The organism is Sphingorhabdus sp. 109 (genome assembly GCF_902506555.1).
Lineage (GTDB): Bacteria > Pseudomonadota > Alphaproteobacteria > Sphingomonadales > Sphingomonadaceae > Parasphingorhabdus.
In genome coordinates this window covers 328,977-346,790 of sequence record NZ_LR732707.1, presented here as the reverse complement: position 1 = coordinate 346,790, position 17,814 = coordinate 328,977, and the positions used below count along the sequence as shown (strand labels likewise).

Here is a 17,814-nt window from a genome sequence, read left to right as displayed (position 1 = left end):
ATGAGTGAAAAGCAAAATGAGCCGGATTCTTACACCTATGCGAAAGCCGGTGTGTCTATCGAAGCGGGCAATGCCCTGATCAAAGCAATCGCACCGCTGGCAAAAGCCACTGCACGTGCGGGTGCAAACGCCGAACTAGGCGGGTTCGGCGGATTTTTTGATCTGAAAGCGGCAGGCTATCAGGATCCGTTGCTGGTCGCGGCCAATGACGGCGTCGGTACGAAACTCAAACTCGCGATCGATTATAACCGTCATGACACGGTCGGCATTGACCTTGTTGCCATGTGCGTCAATGATCTGATCGTGCAGGGAGCAGAGCCCCTGTTTTTCCTCGACTATTTTGCTACCGGCAAGCTCGAGAACGGCATTGCCGAACGGGTTGTGGCGGGCATCGCCGAGGGCTGCAAAATGTCCGGCTGCGCCTTGATCGGCGGAGAGACCGCGGAAATGCCGGGCATGTATGCTGACGGTGACTATGATCTTGCTGGCTTCTGCGTCGGCGCGGTGGAACGCGAAAAGGCCGTGACCGGAATGACGATCGCGCCGGGTGATGTGCTTCTCGGTCTCGAATCCTCGGGCGTGCATTCCAACGGATTTTCTCTGGTCCGGCGTCTGGCTGCCGACAAAGGCTGGAAATTGGACCGCCCCGCCCTATTCAATCCAGACATATTGCTGATTGAGGCTTTGATTGCGCCCACCCGAATCTATGTGAAGTCGCTGCTGCCACTGATGCAGTCCGGCCGGATCAAGGCGCTTGCCCATATCACCGGCGGCGGATTACTGGAAAATATTCCTCGCGTGTTGCCCGATGGTACGCACGCCCACGTCAATGCTTCGAACTGGGATCAGCCCCGCTTGATGGCGTTTCTGCAGGCACAAGGCAATATCGAACCGGAAGAAATGGCGCGGACATTCAATTGCGGAATCGGAATGGTGCTGGCGGTTTCCCCCGAAGAAGTTCCTTCCATTACATCTGACCTGGAAGCCGCGGGCGAGACAGTCCACAAAATTGGCGACGTTCGCACCGGCACCAGAGGCTGTACGGTAAGCGCTGCGCGCGGCATATGGTCAGCTACGGATGACTGGACCGCCACGCACAATGGCTGACAAAGCCAAAATCGCTATACTGCTTTCCGGGCGCGGGTCGAATATGGCGGCGATGGTTTATGCCGCAAAATCACCCGACTGTCCCTTTGAGATCGTTCTGGTAGCGTCCAATGATCTGAAGGCGCCGGGCCTGAAACTGGCAGAAGCAGAAAGCATCGCAACCTTCGCCCATTCGCACAAGGGACTGACGCGCGAGGCCCATGATATAATCATGCACGATGCCATCGTCCGATCCGGCGCCGAATATGTGGTACTAGCCGGCTATATGCGCATTCTGAGCGACGGTTTTGTCAGGAAATGGGCAGATCATATGCTCAACATTCATCCCAGCCTGCTGCCCAAGTACAAGGGTCTCGACACTTATCAGCGCGCGATTGATGCGGGCGACGTTGTCGCTGGATGCAGCGTCCATCTGGTCACTGCCGAACTGGATGATGGTCCCATTCTGGCGCAAACGGACGTTGCCATTCTGCCCGATGATGATGCCGACAGTCTGGCCAGCCGGATACTGATCGCGGAACATCAGCTCTACCCCTCCACCCTGGCCAAATATGTCACTCGCGAAGCGGATCCTGACTGGATTCTTGGACAGGTACGTCAACGGGCGCTGGCACTTGCAGAAACCCACGAACGCCCCAGCTTCGGCGCCCCGGGCTGGCGCGTGGGCAGCAAAACGACAGGGAAATATTTCGCCTATTTTGCGCAGAGCCATCATGGAGAAGCCAGTATTGCTCTGCTCGTCAAGACCACCGGGCTGGACGAACAGGCCGCGCTGATCGACGCCGACCCCGACCTGTATTATATACCCAAATTCTACGGAAAATCCGGCTGGATCGCCATTCGGCTGGATACGGGCCGCACCGACTGGGACCATATTTCCGATCGGCTGTACGCTAGCTGGCGCCAAGTCGCGCCAAAGCGGCTCACCAAGATGATTGCAATCGCCGACCAATTTTAAACCAGTCTGCATCGCGGGCTGAATATCTTCGGATAACTAGGAGGAGGGAGAACTGTTATCCAAAAATGATTTGCGACCCGAAGGGAAATAAAGATTTCAGCCCGCGATGCATAGTTAGGAATAGATTGTGCCAGCTTTGAAATCGATACGGCCCTTGGACCGTATCTCCATCCACCTACATTCCCGCTTCTACAGCCAGCCGGACCATGTCCGCCGCACTCGGTACGTCGAGCCGTTTCATCAGGATCGACCGATGCATTTTCACAGTCCGCTCGCTCAGGTTCAACTCGTGGGCGATCTGCTTGTTGAGCAGGCCCTTGGCAATGAACTGAAGCACTTCCCGCTGCCGCTTTGACAGGCCTTTGACAATCTCGACCGCTCGCATCCGGCGTGCTTTTGCCAAGGTAGGGACATCGGCATCGATTTCCACCTGCGATCCCAGAAAATATTCCAGTTCGCCTTCTTCATCAAACAGCGGCGCGACCAGCACCGCATTCTGGAACGGCGTACCGTCTTTCTTGTAATTGAGTATTTCAACCAGCACGGACTTTTGCTGCCGCACACCACGCCGGATCTCCTCGGTCAGCCATGGTTTCGTTTCTTCCCCCGACAGAAAGCGGCAGTTTCGACCGATAATGAAATCCCGGTCATAGCCGGTCAGTTCCACGAACGCATCGTTGACCGCCACAAGCGGGTTGTCTGGCAAACGCGGATTGCTGACCACCGAGGCAATCGGACTTTTTTCGATCAGCCCCATGACCGAGGCCGTTGGCAGATCGGATCGGGAAATCTCGATCTGCTTTTTCATGCTGGAATTCTCTTGGCGCTCCATCGCTTCAGGCTACTCTACATATATGGTCCAAGGCAAGCGCAGAGCGCAGCTCTCGCTTATACCGCAGGCCGCGACCAATTCCGCCCTGCCCGATATTCCATCCGACAGCTCTAACGTGCTGCTAGCGGTTTGCACCCATATCCAGACCGTCCGACTTAATCAGGTTAGCAGCGAGACATTGCCTCCCGCAGCGGTTGTATCGATACACACATGCCGTTCGACCAGACACTGCTGGCCGAAATTCTCTTCCGTGATGATCGGGATCAACCGCCCGTCACGTTTTGCAAGAGCCTTGCGAATGGCGCGGATGTCCTCGCCTTCACTCCAACAAACAACGGCATCGAACCCGGTCAGCCGAGCCAGTGCTTCGCGCGGGACAAATCCGTCAATCGCCTGTTCTCCGGCCGCGCCCGGGACACAGATCAAGGCCACACAGCCCTGCTGACGCGCCGTCTCGGCCTGCCTTCCAGCGGCTTCCGGTGTTGGGCCGAGGCATAATATCGTTCCCCGCGCATAGGTGAACAGCTCGTTTGATTCCCCGGTGGGTCCGGGCATGACCTCGGAACCGCGCGGTCGCATATCGCCTTCCGGGAGATTATCTAGTGCCGCCTGGACCTTTTCGATGGTCAGGGCATTGCCGCTCTCCAATGGAGAGACCGGCCTGGAACCGGCGTGAAAGCGCGGCAGATAATGCGGACCACCGGCCTTGGGGCCGGTGCCGGAAAGGCCTTCTCCACCGAAGGGTTGCGAACCGACTACCGCACCGACCTGGTTACGGTTTACATAGATATTCCCGACTTTCAACGCACTGGTCAGCTTGTCGATGCGGCGCTCGATCCTGGTCTGCAGGCCGAACGTCAACCCGTATCCGCGATTGTTGATATCCCCGATGATATCGTCGAGTTCGTTATTTTTGAATGTCGCTACATGCAGAACAGGACCGAAGATTTCCTCTTCTAGGTCGTTAATTCCATCGACCCTGATGACCGCCGGTCCGACAAAATAGCCGTCATCCGGGCAATCCAGCTGCTTCAGCAACCGGCGCTCCATTCTGGCGGTCGCGATATGGTTGCTGATCTTGTCATGGGCCGCCTGATCAATGACCGGCCCGATGTCGGTGGACAGCCACCAAGGATTGCCCATTTCGGTCGCGTCCATGGCACCGTAGAGCATGTTCAGAAACGGCTCGGCGACATCTTCATGCAGATAGAGCACACGCAAGGCCGAACAACGCTGGCCGGCGGACTGGAATGCCGATGTTATGATATCGCGAACCGATTGTTCCGGCAAAGCGGTTGAATCCACGATCATGCAATTCAGGCCGCCCGTCTCGGCGATCAGCAGTGAGTCCGCCTGCCCATTGTCGGCGATATTCCGGTTTATCGTCTGCGCCGTTGCGGTCGAACCGGTAAAACAGACACCCTGGATCCGGGCATCCCCGCTTATTGTTGATCCCACGGTCGCCCCGGCGCCTGGCAGCAACTGAAGCGACTCCATGGGAACGCCGGCTTCGTGCAACAAGTTGGTGGCCAGCGCCGCAATCAGGGGTGTCTGGTCGGCCGGCTTAGCCAACACAGCATTGCCGGCAGCGAGGGCCGCCGCCACCTGGCCGGTAAAGATCGCCAGCGGGAAATTCCAGGGCGAGATGCAGCTGATTATGCCACGGGGCTTGCCGTCAGGATATTTTTCCGCCTCCTTAGCATAATAGCGCAGGAAATCGACCGCCTCGCGCAGCTCCGCGATCGTATCGAACTGGGTCTTGCCCGCCTCCCGCGCCAGCAGCGCGAAAATTTCGCCGTGATGGTGCTCATAGAGATCGGCAGCACGGCGCAGGATCGCGGCCCGCTCGGATACCGGAGCATCCCAGGCACGGGCATCTTCTATCGCCTGTAGCGCCTGGCTCTCGTCCGCCTCGATCACTTCGCCAACCTGACTGTCCACACGCGCCGGATTGAATATCTTGCGGGTGGTTCCGCTGGTGACCGGCCGTACGGTGAGCGGCGAGGAGCGCCACAGTTTCTCGGCAAAGGGTGCGCGTTCGCCGACATATTCGTTCATATCGGTGCGATTGGCCAAGTCCCAGCCACGCGAGTTGACGCGTTCCGGCTGATAAAGATCCGCGGGCTTGACGATTTTGGTCTGGCTGGATTGCTGATCGGCTTTCAGCGTATCGAATGGATCGGTAGCGATCATTTCGGCCGCTACCGCATGATTGGCCAACTGGTTGACAAAGGACGAGTTTGCCCCATTTTCCAGTAATCGCCGGACCAGATAGGCGAGCAGTTCGCGGTGCTTGCCAACCGGAGCGTAGATCCGCGAACGCACTTTTTCATTTCGCAGCAAGGCTTCGTGCAAGGCTTCCCCCATGCCATGCAACCGCTGGAATTCGAAGTCCTGCTGATTGCCCGCCATTTCAAGAATGGCGGCGACGCTGTGCGCATTATGCGTGGCAAATTGCGGATAGATTCGGTCGGTCATCTTCAGCAGCTGTGAGGCACAGCAGATATAGCTGATATCGGTCGCCGACTTGGTCGTGAATACCGGAAAGTCAGGCACCCCGTCCATCTGTGCGCGCTTAATCTCGCTGTCCCAATAGGCGCCCTTGACCAGGCGAACCATGATCTTTCGGTCCAGCTGCGTCGCCAGCGAATAGAGCCAGTCGATCACGAAGCTCGCGCGCTTGCCGAAAGCCTGAACGACAACGCCGAAGCCGTCCCAGCCGGTCAGGCGGGGATCGCTGAGCACCATTTCGATCATGTCGAGTGAGAGCCCCAGACGATAGGCTTCCTCGGCATCAATGTTCAGGCCGATATTGGCATCCCGTGCGGCCCGTGCCAGTTCACCGACACGATCGGCAAGCTCCGGGACTGCCTTGGCCTGCTGGCTCATCTCGTAGCGCGGGTAAAGCGCTGACAATTTGATCGAAAGTCCCGGATTTTCCCGCAAGTCATCAGACACGGCTACCTTGGCAATTTCCTGAATCGCGTCGGCATAAGCGGCGAAATACTCATCCGCCCCTTCCTGTGTGATCGCGGCCTCTCCCAGCATATCATAAGAGTAAGTCGCACCCTTGGCTTTCCATTTCTCCGCCCGCTTCAGCGCCAGCTTCATGTCCTCGCCGAGCACGAACTGGTTACCGAGTTCCTTCATCGCTTGCCGCACGGCCACCCGGATCACCGGCTCGCCCAGGCGTTTAATTGCGCCGCGCAGAGCATCGAGCGGCCCGCGGCTTTCCGGCTTGTTGATCACGCTACGCGTCATCTCCAGCGCATAGGTCGATGCATTGACCAGCGAGCTTTCCGACTGGCCGACATGTTCGCGCCAGTTGGATGGCCCGATCTTGTCCTCGATCAGCGCGTCAATCGTCTGGTTGTCCGGTACCCGCAACAGAGCTTCTGCCAGTGTCATCAGCGCCAGACCCTCGTCGGTCGACAGCCCATATTCACCCAGAAAACTTTCCGTAAGCGTCGGCCCCGAAGCGCTCCGCACATCGCGTACGACCTGAATCGCCCGCTCCTGAATCCGCTTGCGGGTCTGCTTGTCTGGCGCATAGTTGGAAATCAGATAATCCAGCACCGCATCTTCATCGCTGCGGTGATGCGTACGGATCTTTTCCCGGTAGTCCATCAGGGTGTTCATGGGGCAACGGCTTCCTAATAATTGTGGCGATATGTTTTCGATCGGGGGAACAATGTCATTGTGAGGCCGGACAGCGAACGATCACATGATCGTGTTGATCGGTTCGGCCGGGTGGCACCGAATATCTCACTTCCGGTTGCAAACGCAACCTTTGTGAAATGGCCGGAGCGAACCTTACACAAACTTCCACTTTTATTTTTTGCCAACCTTGTCCCGAAGCCCCAGATTTACTGGCTTCTCGCTCCAGCGACAGTACATCGACTGTAACCTTTCGATTTAGCGCGACAATCGGTCCCCTTCAATTCCGGGGGTGTGCGGAGGGGTTTTCGTCATATCCAGATTGTCAAAGAGCCCAGCCCGCATTTCGTGGAAAGCCGATGGAGAGGATAAACGATTGGCAAATGTGTAGGAAAGGTCCGCCTACTGCAAAACGCAAGATTGCATGGTGACAACGCGCTGGGTCCAGCCCTGAGGCACGCAGACCGCTTGTCCGGTGCAGCACAGGTTCAGAAAATGCGCTTTTCGCGTAACATAAAAGCGCTCCCGAAACGGTCAGGGAACCACGCCCTCCACCACCGACTTCGCATTATCGACGCGGATGGCCGCACCGTTGATGAACTTGCTTTCGTCGGAGGCCAAGAACAGCACGGTGTTCGCAATATCATCCGGTTCGCCGAGCGCGCTTGGTGCCGGGCCTTCGCTGGAAGGGCGGAGATCGTCACGGCCCATGACCTTGGGGCCGATCCCCTCGACCATCGGTGTCAATATGCCGGCCGGATGGACGCTGTTGCAGCGGATGTTGTATTTGTTGTTTGCGCAGTGGACTGCGACGCTGCGCGTCAGACTTTCGATCGCGCCCTTGGCCATCGAATAGGCGACGACAATCGGTTCGCCGATGATCGAAGCGATAGAGCACATGTTGATGATCGCACCGCCGCCGGAAGCTTTCATCGCCGGCACCGCATATTTGCAGCCGTAGAAGGCACCGTCCGCGCTGACCGCCATCACGAAACTATATTCTTCCGCAGTCTGCGTCTCGATCGTGCCTAGTTCGACCACACCGGCATTGTTGACCAGTATGTCAAGCCGGCCATGACGCGAGACGACATCGGCGATAAGGTCTTCCCAGCCCTGTTCATCGCGAACATCCTGCAACTGGAACTCCGCCGCGTCCCCGATTTCACCGGCAACCCGCTTTCCGTTTTCCTCGTCCATGTCGGTCAGGATGACGGTTGCGCCCTCGCGTGCGAATATTCGTGCATCGGCTTCACCCAGTCCCTTGGCCGCACCTGTTATTATTGCCACTTTGCCTTGCAGTCTGCCCATGCTTTATCTCCTCAACGACATTGCAAGGAAAGCTAGGGCCAGAGTCAAATTATAACGACTGGCAAAATTAGGAGATATCAGGAATGTACAATTTGGAACAGCTTTCGGCACGCGAAGAAATCCGGGATGTCCTGCACCGCTATTGCAAGGGAATCGATCGTCGCGACTGGGCGCTGGTCCGCTCCTGCTTTGCTGATGACCATGTCCACAAACATGGTGATTATGAGGGGTCCCCGGACGAGTTTATCGGATTTGCCAGCGAGACGCTGAAAAATATTCCCGGCACCCATCATTCGATCTCGAATGTCCATATCACCCTGTCCGACGACGGCAAAAGCGCCACCACCGAAGCCAATTTTGTCGCCTATCACTATATCGAGCCCGGCAATCCGGACTTCCATGCATGCCACGGCAGCAGCAAAGCCATCGACTGGATCGTCGCCGGCCGCTATTGCGATACACTGGAAAAGCGCGATGGTGCCTGGATCATTGTCCGCCGGAGCGCGGTCCACGACTGGGAACGCTCGGAAGAGGCAACCGCCGCTGCGATCACCGAAGGGCATCACGCATTGTAATCGCAATGCCCTATTCCGCCGGGGCGGTCAGGCCTTTCAGATAGCCCGCCAGCCAGTCAGCTTTCGGGTGCGACCTATATTCATAGCCGGCCTGCATCGGGCTGACCGCAATGGCAGTCTTGTAGACAACCGATTCGTCCAACATTTGATCCGGCGACGGTTTGGCATCGTTGAACCCGAAAGAGATGCCCGGCAAGTCGGGTAATTCCATGCCGCGTGCCTTGGCCATCGCTGCCATCGTCGGGGACGCCTCTTTGACCATGCTCTGTACGAAGCCCATTTTGTAGGCGTTGTAGGTTCCGATCCGCGAAACTCTCCACACCGGATTGTCCAGATTGTCCGGAAAATTCACGTTGAGCGCAAAGCCGTCCGGCAGCATGGCTCCCCCGTCAGCCCGCTTGTCCAGCACCGATACCAGCTGCGCCGTCAGCGTGCCGACCTTGGCCGACTGCGGACCGTCCAGTTCATCGTCTTCCGTTGCTGGCCCGGCGCTGAGCGCGATGGCCGGCAAGCCGCTCACGGCGGCATATTGTGCCGCGCTCACTGTACCGGAGCTGAGGATGATCGCGCCGACATTCTGTCCTTCATTGGGACCGGACAGCACCAGATCAGGCTCCTTGCCCCAGCGCTGTGCGGCGACGATATCCAGCCCGTAAACCAGCGCCATCACCGGTGTACCGTCGACATAGTAGAAATCCGCATCCATGCCCTTGCGAGTCATCGATCCGGCACCTGCATCACCCGCTTCGGCCGCTGCGTTCAGGCACGCATCGGCCAGCGGCGCGAGCGGACGAGCGATCAATATTGCCGCTCCCATGCCGCTCTGGTTTTTGCACGGCACAGACACGATCACGTCGTGACCGTCCTTTTTCAGCGCGTCGTAGAGCGCCACCACATTGCTGGTCAGCCCGTCATCATTGGTGATCACGATGTTGCGGGCCTGCGCGGCCGTCGCGATACAGGTTAGCGATGCCGCGACCAGGGCGATGGTTAGTTTGCGCATGAAAACATCCTCTCTCAAATCATTGCCGCTAGAAATCGAAGCGTAGCCCGAACATGTAGCGCGCGCCAATCTGCTCAACCTCGACCGGGAAATCCGACGTGCCGTCAAAGGCGGTATAGATTTCATCGGTCAGGTTGGCCAGATCGGCATAGACGGTAAAATTGTCATTGATCTTGTACCGCAGGGTCACATCGAGATTTTCATAGGCGCCGCGGAACTCGCCATCGCCGATGCCGAGACCGCCCACCGTATCGATATAGTCCGATCGCCATTGGTAGGATACCCGCGCCGATATGCCGTATTTCTCATAGAAAACCGAAGCATTCACGATCGTGTCGGAGAGGCCAGGGAAGTCTGATGTGACGACCATGCCGCCTGCATCCAGCGCGTCAAATTCGCCGTCGAGCAGGGTCAGCCCGCCCTGCACACCGAAGCCGCCCAGCGCACCCGGCAGGAAGTCGAACTGGTGCTGGACGTTGAACTCGACCCCGGATACAGTCCCACTCTGGCCATTGAAATTGGCGCTCAACAGATAGTTGGAGCGGTCTATGCCGTCACTGTCAAAGGCATCGCTGTTGACCCGCTGCGTGCCGGTATAGAGGACATCGTCAACCCAGCGGTGGAAAGCGGCAACCGAAAAGATGCCGTTGCCAGGCAGATACCATTCGAAACTGGCGTCCACGCCCCAGGTATATTCCGGCTTCAGCGCCGGATTGCCGGATTCGATCACTTCGCTTACATCGTTGATTGCCGAGCCAATCCGCACCGCCGCATAGGCCGGACGCGCCGTCCCGCGGAGGCCGGCAAGGCGCAACACGATATCGTCGCTGACATTATAGCGCAGATTTACGCTCGGGAAGAGATCGAAATAGTCATCCTCGAAGGTCAGCGGGGTCAAGATACCGCCGGTCGAGGCCGTGCCCGAATTGCGGACCTTGTAATATTCCGCCCGCGCGCCGGCGATGATCTGCAGATCACCCAGTTCGAATTCCCCCATCAGATAGGGTGCAAAAATCGTTTCCTTCTGATCGAAGAAATCCTGCGGCGGATTGAGATCGCTGAGATCAATCCCGGCCTGTTCGAGCAGGCGTTGCTGATCATCGTCGAGCGCTTCGTTATCGGTATAGGTGAACGAAACACCGAGCGGAAAGCCGGTGTCCCAAGGCGCGCTACCCGCATAATCATTCACATTCTGGCCGATAACGGCGAGCGGGACGATACCGGCGTCATTGAAAATGTTGCCGGAAATATCGCGCTGCTGGAACAGGCCGCCGAAACGAACGGTAAAATCATCCCATTGTTTGTACAGGTCGACCTTGGCCGTCATCGAATCCGATACAGTCTCGGTGACGATCGGCAGGATGAAGTTGAAACCGTTGAACGAGGTCGGGTCGAACCGGTCGATGGCGGCGCCCCGTCGAGGGTTGATCAGATCGCCGGTGATCGGGTCGACATCGAAGTCGGTCGCGTAGAGTCCGGTGATGACCGGGAAATTGGGATCGCTGCGGTCGTAGGTCAAGGAGACGTTATTGGCGCCGCCGGTGGTAGCAAGCGTCAACGGCAAATAGGTGCTGTTCTCGGTCCGCGTATAGCCCAATTGCGCACTCAAGCCCCAATCGTCAAATTCCAGATCCGCTCCGGTGGACAGGATCAGGTTACGGTTGCGATATTTGGCGTCATTGAAGGCACCATCAACCGGTACGTTGACCAGGTCTCCGCCGGTAGATGTGCGGGTTCCTGACGAAGCTTCGTCAAGTTCGAACTGATAGGCATTGCGCTGCTCGTCGTCCTTGAACTCGGTATAGATTCCGCGAACATGGAACACTTGACCGTCCACCGGCTGAAACTCGATATCGCCGTACAGACCGTTGGTTTCGCGGTCGAGCAGATAGCTGCGCACGTCGATATCGGTGGGCGCGATTGTGCCGTCGGTGCCGGTCGAATAGCCATATTCCCGGTTATCCGTGACCTGCTCACGCTTGTAATGCGATCCGCCGAGTACGATACCCCAGGTGCCATCCGACCAGCCAAGGCGAAGCGAACCCTGACGCTGCTCGCCATCTCCGAGATCCATCATGCCGTAGCCGACGTCGCCGCTCGCGGTAAAACCTTCGTTGCCGAGCGCGGAATAGGTCAGCAGGTCAACATTGGCGGTCACCGCCTCGGCGGTAATATTCGGGGTCAGCGACTTGTTGACGCGCAATTCAGACAAGAGCACGGCGGGGACAGCGTCGAAACGATAGGCGCGGCCGGCGCTGCCTTCGTCGGTCCCGGTCTGCGGGATGCCGTTGATGCTGACCGAGGTCCAGCGGTTGGGTGCGCCGCGCACCTGAATGTAGCGCGCCTGCCCCTGGTCGCGCTGCACCGCGACACCGGGCAGTCGGGTCAGTGCGGCTGCAATATTTTCATCGGGAAAACGGCCAACAGAATCGGCGGAAGCGACGTCGACGACATTTTTTGCTTCGCGTTTCTCTGCAATCGCGGCCTGCTGGGCTTCGAGAATGGAGCCGGTAACGACGATCACATCCCCTTCTTCGATATCATCTGTACCGGTCTGGGCAGAAGCCGGGCCCGCCAGCGTCGCAGGCGATAGCAGCGCCGTTCCGATGATCAACTTGTGTTTGAAGGATAGGCCAGCAGAATTTCTTGTCATTTTCAGTCCCCGTTTCGATGCGTTGGTCGCCCCGATAGGAGTGGTCCGCGTCACCTGTGCTTCGGCTTGGTGACTGCTCTGAGAATCTTATAAAAACCTTTTGTGACAGGGCTCGGCCAAGCCAATGAAAAACGCCCGGCTGCATTTCTGCAACCGGGCGTTTAAAACGCTAGAACCAGACGAGAGGCCTAGCCGACGATTTCGTCTTCGTTGAAAAAATAGGCGATTTCAATCGCTGCATTTTCTTCGCTGTCCGAACCGTGGACGGTGTTGGCTTCGAGGCTTTCGGCCAGTTCCTTGCGGATCGTGCCCGGAGCGGCGTCTGCAGGATTGGTCGCGCCCATGATGTCGCGGTTCGCCTGCATCGCATTTTCGCCTTCGAGCACCTGTACGACGCACGGGCCGCTGATCATGAAATCGACCAGCTCGCCGAAGAAAGGACGGTCCTTGTGCACCGCGTAAAAGCCTTCGGCCTGTTCGCGAGTCATGTGGATGCGCTTGGACGCGACGACGCGCAGACCGGCTTCTTCCAGCATCTTGGTGACAGCGCCGGTGATGTTGCGACGGGTCGCATCGGGTTTGATGATCGAGAATGTCCGTGTCACGGCCATGATAAAGCTCCATAAATGTAGGGATAGTCAAAAGTTGCGCCGCCCTTAGCCGCTGCACTGCACCATGGCAAGTTTTCGATTCGGCCTAGTTTTGCGCACCCGCCACAATCGTACCGGTGACACCGCCGTCCGGCGATTTTGTGACGGAAACATGCAAGCCCTCGTCTTTCGCCCGTTCGCCGCCAATCATCTGCATCTCGCCGGACTTGATCTCTGTTTTCACCGCGATTCCCCGGGCCTCCATCTGCTTGCGATAGAATTCTATCACTTCATCCGCACTGTCCCCAGTCCGGAACACAAGCATCGCACCCGATTTGCCCTCACCCATTCCGGACATGCTGGTCTGGATATCGGCACCGGGATAAAGTTTAATATCAAAAGGCAGGTCGTTGGCTGCCTTGTCGCCCGTGGCGATGCGCACCTCTTCCTCGCCAGACCTGATCACAGTCTCGCTATTTTCCTCGTCGCCACGGATCGAATAGCTGCCCTTGTTGCCATCGCCATCGTCGAAGGAACCGGCGGCTCTTTCGTTCTCATTGCTGCCGCAGGCGGCAAGAACAAGGGTCACGGACAGAATCAGAAATCTACACATGGGACAGGCTCCGGTTTGCTGGTGCGACCGGTCCGCAAAATAGCGAAGATCCATGCTATTGGCAAATCACGGCCCTTCGACCCAGCGTCCTCCGTCCTGTTTCCAGTAGCGCGGGATGACATCTTCCTTGGCCTTCAGCTCCCGCCAGACGGTTCGGGCATGATCAATCTGATCGGGGACAAACAGGAAGAAGGCCCGCTCGAAATTCAGCGCACCGTCCCGCCACAAGCCGTCCGACAGAATGATATAGGATGCGCCGTTCGCTGCCGCGCACTGATCGGAAATCAGAATCGGTTGCTCGGCCTCCCTCCCGGATCCGGCAAAGTCGTGCGCGAGAAAGCTGGCCGGGTCGGTGCTCCAAAGCGCATCGCTGAGCGCCCTGCGACGGCTTTCGTCCTGCGCCAGCAACAGCAGCCTTTTGCCCACGTCCAGCGACTTGCTCGCCAGCATCGGTACCAGCTGGTCCGCCGGATCGCGGGTCAGGTGATAGAAATCAACCTGCACCGCGCGCCTTTCCAGCCTGGGCTTGTCGCATGGCTAAACCGCATCAGTCTTCGAAATTGTCGGCGACATACTGGTTCAGCAGCCGCACGCCGTAACCGGTCGCGCCCTTGTCCCAGACCGGGCTCGGCTTGTCCGCCCAGACCATGCCGGCAATATCGAGATGCGCCCATTTCACGCCATCCTTGACGAACCGCTTGAGGAATTGCGCCGCCGTGATCGAGCCGGCACCGCGCGGCCCGACGTTTTTCATGTCGGCGATCGGCGAGTTGATCAGCTTGTCATAGGCCGGACCAACCGGAAGCCGCCACAGCGGATCACCGGCATCCTTGCCCGCATCGATTAGATCTTCTGCGAGATCATCATCATTGCTGAAACAACCGGCATGTTCATTGCCGAGCGCGATTATCATCGCACCGGTCAGGGTCGCCAGATCGATCAGCACGTCCGGTTTGAACATTTCCTGGGTCCAGTGCATTGCGTCGCACAGCACCAGCCGCCCTTCGGCGTCGGTGTTGATCACTTCGATGGTCTGGCCGTTCATACTGGTGACAACATCACCGGGACGCTGCGCCTTGCCATCCGGCATATTCTCGACCAGTCCGCAAACACCGACGACATGCGCCTTGGCCTTGCGCCCCGCCAGGGCCTTCATGGTTCCGGCCACGGCGCCAGCGCCGCCCATGTCCCATTTCATCTCTTCCATGCCGGCACCCGGTTTTAGCGAAATCCCGCCGGTGTCAAAGGTAACGCCCTTACCCACCAGCGCGAGCGGTTTCTCCTGTTCGCCATTGGTACCGTCCCAACGCATGGCCAAAAGCCGTGGAGGACGTTCGGACCCCTGCGAAACCCCGAGCAGCGCGCCCATGCCGAGCTTTTCCATTTCTTCCCAGCCGAGCACGGTGAATTCGACACCCAGTTCTTTCAGTTCTTCGCAACGAGCGACGAAACTTTCGGGGTAGATAGCGTTGGCCGGTTCGGCGACCAGTTCGCGGGTCAGCGCGACACCGTCAGCAACTGCGGACAAGTCCGTCCAGGTTTTGGCGGTCTCCAGATCCCGGTCGAGCACAGTGATTGTCTGCAGTGTAACCTTCTGCTTTTCCGGCATGGTTGTGCGGTATTTGTCATGCCGCCAGCTGCGCAATTTCGCGCCGAAGAGCAATTTGGCGAGCCGCTCCTGATCGAGACCCGACGGTTCGATGACCGCATGTTTCGCGCCGGATGCCAGGATTTTGGCAATGGCCGAACCACCGGCCGATTCGGCATTATTGGCCTTGCCCTTGCCCAGTCCGGTCAAGATGATCCGCTGGACGGTGCCCGCCTCGGTAACGAAAATCTCGAAAACCTCGCCCAGCTTGCCGGAAAACCGGGCGGCTTTTGCCCCCGCCTTGACGGTATTTGCTTGTTCAAGCCTGAGCTCGAAATCGTTCAGTCCATTCTCGGCGATAGCAAAGATAATCGCATCAGCATTCGCGGGGCGCTCGTTGGCAAAGTTGAAATTCATTGGAAAACTGTCCCTATTTTCAAGTTTTGAGGAGTGAAGCATCTGATTGGCTCACTCGTCGATCCGACTCAAAGACGAATGGACCGACATTTATCCTGTCGTGAGCCGTTGCTGCACCGTCTGGGTTTTCCGGTCAAGCATCTGTTCATCAGATTATGGCAAAGAAAATTTGCAGACAAGGCAAACTGGTGCAATAGGCGTTCGGAAGGTGGACAGTGCAATATTCAATGCCGTCCGAAATGGGGCTAAAAAGCAGGTTGAGCCAGTCGATGAAATCTTCATTCGCCCTTGTCACCCTGGGTCTGGCTGCTGCAATTCCGTCTGCTGCCATAGGGCAGTCGCAAAATGACGAAGCGGTTGCCTCTGACCAGCAAACCAATGAAATCGCATTTAGCGCCGACAGCATCGACTATGATTTCGAGAATGATCTGGTCACGGCCAAGGGCAATGTCCTGCTCAACCGGGACGGATATCAACTGCGTGCCGATCAGGTTCTGTGGAACCGGAACACCGGCGCCGTCGTAGCTGAGGGAAGTATAAAGTCGACCAGCCCCGATGGCGACGTCGCCTATGGCGATCGTATCGAGCTGACCGACAGCCTGCGGGATGGTGCGATCGACAATCTTCTGCTCGTTCTGGAAGACGGCAGCCGTCTGGCGGCGCAGCGCAGCGAACGGTTCACTGACGGCTCGATTGCGCTGCACAGCGCTGCCTACACCGCATGCGCCGTGACAACAGAAGAAGGATGTCCGAAAAATCCAAGCTGGCAGATCAAGGCCGTCAAGGTGCTCTACGACCCGGTTAGGAAGCGGGTCAGGTATCAGGGCGCCCGGATCGAGATTTTCGGACTGCCGGTCATTCCCCTGCCCGGTCTTTCCCATCCGGTTAGCGATGAAAACCGCAGCGGCCTTCTTGTACCGGACATTAAGTTCGACACGGTCAACGGCGTGGGAATTACCGTGCCCTATTATTTCAGCATCGCGCCCAATCAGGATGCAACGGTTACCGCCCAGGTCTTTACCGATGTAGCCCCGCTGGTCAGCGGCACTTTTCGCAGTCTGGATGACAAGGGCGCTTTCCAACTCACCGGATATGCCACCTATGGCTCCCGTATTCCGACCGGTGCAACCCAGGCGGTGCCGAACGCCGAAAAGGATTTCCGCGGCTATTTCGCGACCAGCGGCCGGTTCCGGCTGGATGACGAATGGACGATTTCGCAATCCGCCCGCATCGTGTCCGATCGTACCTTTCTGCGGCGCTATGACATTAGCGATGACGATAGCCTGCGCTCGACGATCAATGTCGAACGGATCAGCGACAGCAGCTATTTCTCTCTGGCTGGCTGGGCCTTCCAGACGTTGCGGGTGAATGACCCGCAAAATCGGGTTCCAGTGGCCCTGCCGGTAATCGATTATCGCAAGCGTTTCGACGATCCCGTTCTTGGCGGCCGGCTTGAAGTGCAGGCCAACAGCCTGGCAATCGGGCGCTCCGAGGGTCAGGACACACAGCGCGCCTTTGGTTCTGCCCGCTGGGACATGCGAAAACTGACCGACTGGGGACAGGAAATCACCTTCACCGGTCTTGTTCGCGGAGATGTCTATCATAGTGACGACAATGCCCTCAACGACACCGATATCTATCGGGGCCAGAGTGGTTGGCAGACCCGTGCCATTGCAACGGCGGCGATCGATGTTAAATGGCCACTGATCGGGGAAGCTTTTGGCGGCACCCAGACGATCACCCCACGGTTCCAGATTGTAGCGACACCCGGTCTTTCCAATCTCTCGGTTCCTAACGAGGATTCCCGCGCCGTTGATCTGGAAGATTCCAATCTTTTCTCGCTCAACCGTTTCCCCGGCTATGATCGCTACGAAGATAATGTCCGCGCGACTTACGGAATGGAATGGGAAGTCAATCGGCCCAATCTGCAGGTAAATATGATCGTCGGTCAGAGCTACCGGCTCGAAAACAACAATAATATCGTGCCAGAAGGTACCGGCCTGTCAGACCGTTTTTCCGATATTGTCGGACGCACCAGCGTGCGGTTCAAGGATATCGTCAAGTTCACCCACCGTTACCGGCTCGACAAGGATAATCTGGCGATCCGGCGAAACGAGATCGATGCTACCATCGGTTCAAAAGAAACTTATGCTCAGATCGGCTATCTGCGCCTGAACCGGAATATCGGCCTTGAGCTGGAAGATTTGCGGGACCGCGAGGAAGTGCGCGTCGGCGGACGCTATCAGATTGACAATTACTGGTCGGTTTTCGGGTCGGCGATCATCGACCTGACCGATCGCAGCGAAGACCCGGTCTCGGTAGCCGATGGCTTTGATCCTGTTCGGCACCGGCTCGGCATCGCCTATGACGACGGCTGCCTTTCGATGGGCGTGACATGGCGCTATGACTATGAAGATACCGGAGACGCGCGAAGTGGCAGTACCTTCCTGTTCCAGCTAGCCTTGCGCAATCTGGGTGTGTAGAGGTCTTTCCGGCGGGTCGGTCCACTCATA

General features: G+C 57.7%; 13 protein-coding genes. 4 read left to right on the top strand and 9 right to left on the bottom strand.

Annotated features, from left to right (window positions below; all coding sequences use genetic code 11):
* Both purM and purN read left to right on the top strand, forming a co-directional pair.
* Nucleotides 1-1,107, top strand: a complete 1,107-nt coding sequence (gene purM / locus BOSE62_RS01705; RefSeq protein ID WP_159640872.1) for a phosphoribosylformylglycinamidine cyclo-ligase — start codon at nucleotides 1-3, stop codon at nucleotides 1,105-1,107.
* The gene (purN, locus tag BOSE62_RS01700; RefSeq protein WP_159640869.1) at nucleotides 1,100-2,065 is read left to right on the top strand and encodes a phosphoribosylglycinamide formyltransferase; all 966 of its coding nucleotides are present in this window, start codon (nucleotides 1,100-1,102) and stop codon (nucleotides 2,063-2,065) included. Before purM ends, purN begins: the two co-directional genes overlap by 8 nt.
* A gap of 175 nt (nucleotides 2,066-2,240) precedes the next feature.
* Here the strand turns inward: purN and BOSE62_RS01695 are convergent, their stop codons facing one another.
* The 3 genes from BOSE62_RS01695 to BOSE62_RS01685 all read right to left on the bottom strand — a co-directional run bounded on the left by BOSE62_RS01695 (nucleotide 2,241) and on the right by BOSE62_RS01685 (nucleotide 7,862).
* Nucleotides 2,241-2,873, bottom strand: coding sequence for a LuxR C-terminal-related transcriptional regulator (locus tag BOSE62_RS01695; protein ID WP_201295628.1), 633 nt, complete (start codon nucleotides 2,871-2,873; stop codon nucleotides 2,241-2,243).
* A gap of 183 nt (nucleotides 2,874-3,056) precedes the next feature.
* Nucleotides 3,057-6,536: a bifunctional proline dehydrogenase/L-glutamate gamma-semialdehyde dehydrogenase PutA gene (putA, locus tag BOSE62_RS01690; protein WP_159640866.1), complete on the bottom strand. Its 3,480-nt coding sequence runs from the start codon at nucleotides 6,534-6,536 to the stop codon at nucleotides 3,057-3,059.
* Between the two features lie 552 nt (nucleotides 6,537-7,088).
* On the bottom strand, nucleotides 7,089-7,862 hold the full coding sequence (locus BOSE62_RS01685; RefSeq protein ID WP_159640863.1) for an SDR family oxidoreductase: 774 nt from the start codon (nucleotides 7,860-7,862) through the stop codon (nucleotides 7,089-7,091).
* Between the two features lie 83 nt (nucleotides 7,863-7,945).
* Between BOSE62_RS01685 and BOSE62_RS01680 the strand changes: the two genes are divergently transcribed.
* Entirely contained in the window at nucleotides 7,946-8,437 is a 492-nt protein-coding gene (locus tag BOSE62_RS01680) for a nuclear transport factor 2 family protein (RefSeq protein ID WP_159640860.1), read from the top strand.
* 10 nt (nucleotides 8,438-8,447) lie between these two features.
* On the opposite strand, the gene BOSE62_RS01675 is transcribed toward BOSE62_RS01680, so the two are convergent.
* From BOSE62_RS01675 to BOSE62_RS01650, 6 genes are all read right to left on the bottom strand, one after another.
* Nucleotides 8,448-9,440, bottom strand: a complete 993-nt coding sequence (locus tag BOSE62_RS01675) for a 5'/3'-nucleotidase SurE (protein WP_159640857.1) — start codon at nucleotides 9,438-9,440, stop codon at nucleotides 8,448-8,450.
* Nucleotides 9,441-9,468: 28 nt separating this feature from the next.
* Entirely contained in the window at nucleotides 9,469-12,093 is a 2,625-nt protein-coding gene (locus tag BOSE62_RS01670; protein ID WP_159640854.1) for a TonB-dependent receptor, read from the bottom strand.
* 188 nt (nucleotides 12,094-12,281) lie between these two features.
* Nucleotides 12,282-12,704, bottom strand: a complete 423-nt coding sequence (gene ndk, locus BOSE62_RS01665; RefSeq protein ID WP_100095272.1) for a nucleoside-diphosphate kinase — start codon at nucleotides 12,702-12,704, stop codon at nucleotides 12,282-12,284.
* Between the two features lie 85 nt (nucleotides 12,705-12,789).
* The gene (locus BOSE62_RS01660; protein ID WP_159640851.1) at nucleotides 12,790-13,296 is read right to left on the bottom strand and encodes a hypothetical protein; all 507 of its coding nucleotides are present in this window, start codon (nucleotides 13,294-13,296) and stop codon (nucleotides 12,790-12,792) included.
* 66 nt (nucleotides 13,297-13,362) lie between these two features.
* The gene (locus BOSE62_RS01655; protein WP_159640848.1) at nucleotides 13,363-13,800 is read right to left on the bottom strand and encodes a DNA polymerase III subunit chi; all 438 of its coding nucleotides are present in this window, start codon (nucleotides 13,798-13,800) and stop codon (nucleotides 13,363-13,365) included.
* A 43-nt stretch (nucleotides 13,801-13,843) separates the two neighbouring features.
* Entirely contained in the window at nucleotides 13,844-15,301 is a 1,458-nt protein-coding gene (locus BOSE62_RS01650; protein ID WP_159640845.1) for a leucyl aminopeptidase, read from the bottom strand.
* 269 nt (nucleotides 15,302-15,570) lie between these two features.
* On the opposite strand from BOSE62_RS01650, the gene BOSE62_RS01645 reads away from it, so the two are divergent.
* The gene (locus tag BOSE62_RS01645) at nucleotides 15,571-17,784 is read left to right on the top strand and encodes an LPS-assembly protein LptD (protein ID WP_159640842.1); all 2,214 of its coding nucleotides are present in this window, start codon (nucleotides 15,571-15,573) and stop codon (nucleotides 17,782-17,784) included.
* Nucleotides 17,785-17,814 lie beyond the last annotated feature (30 nt).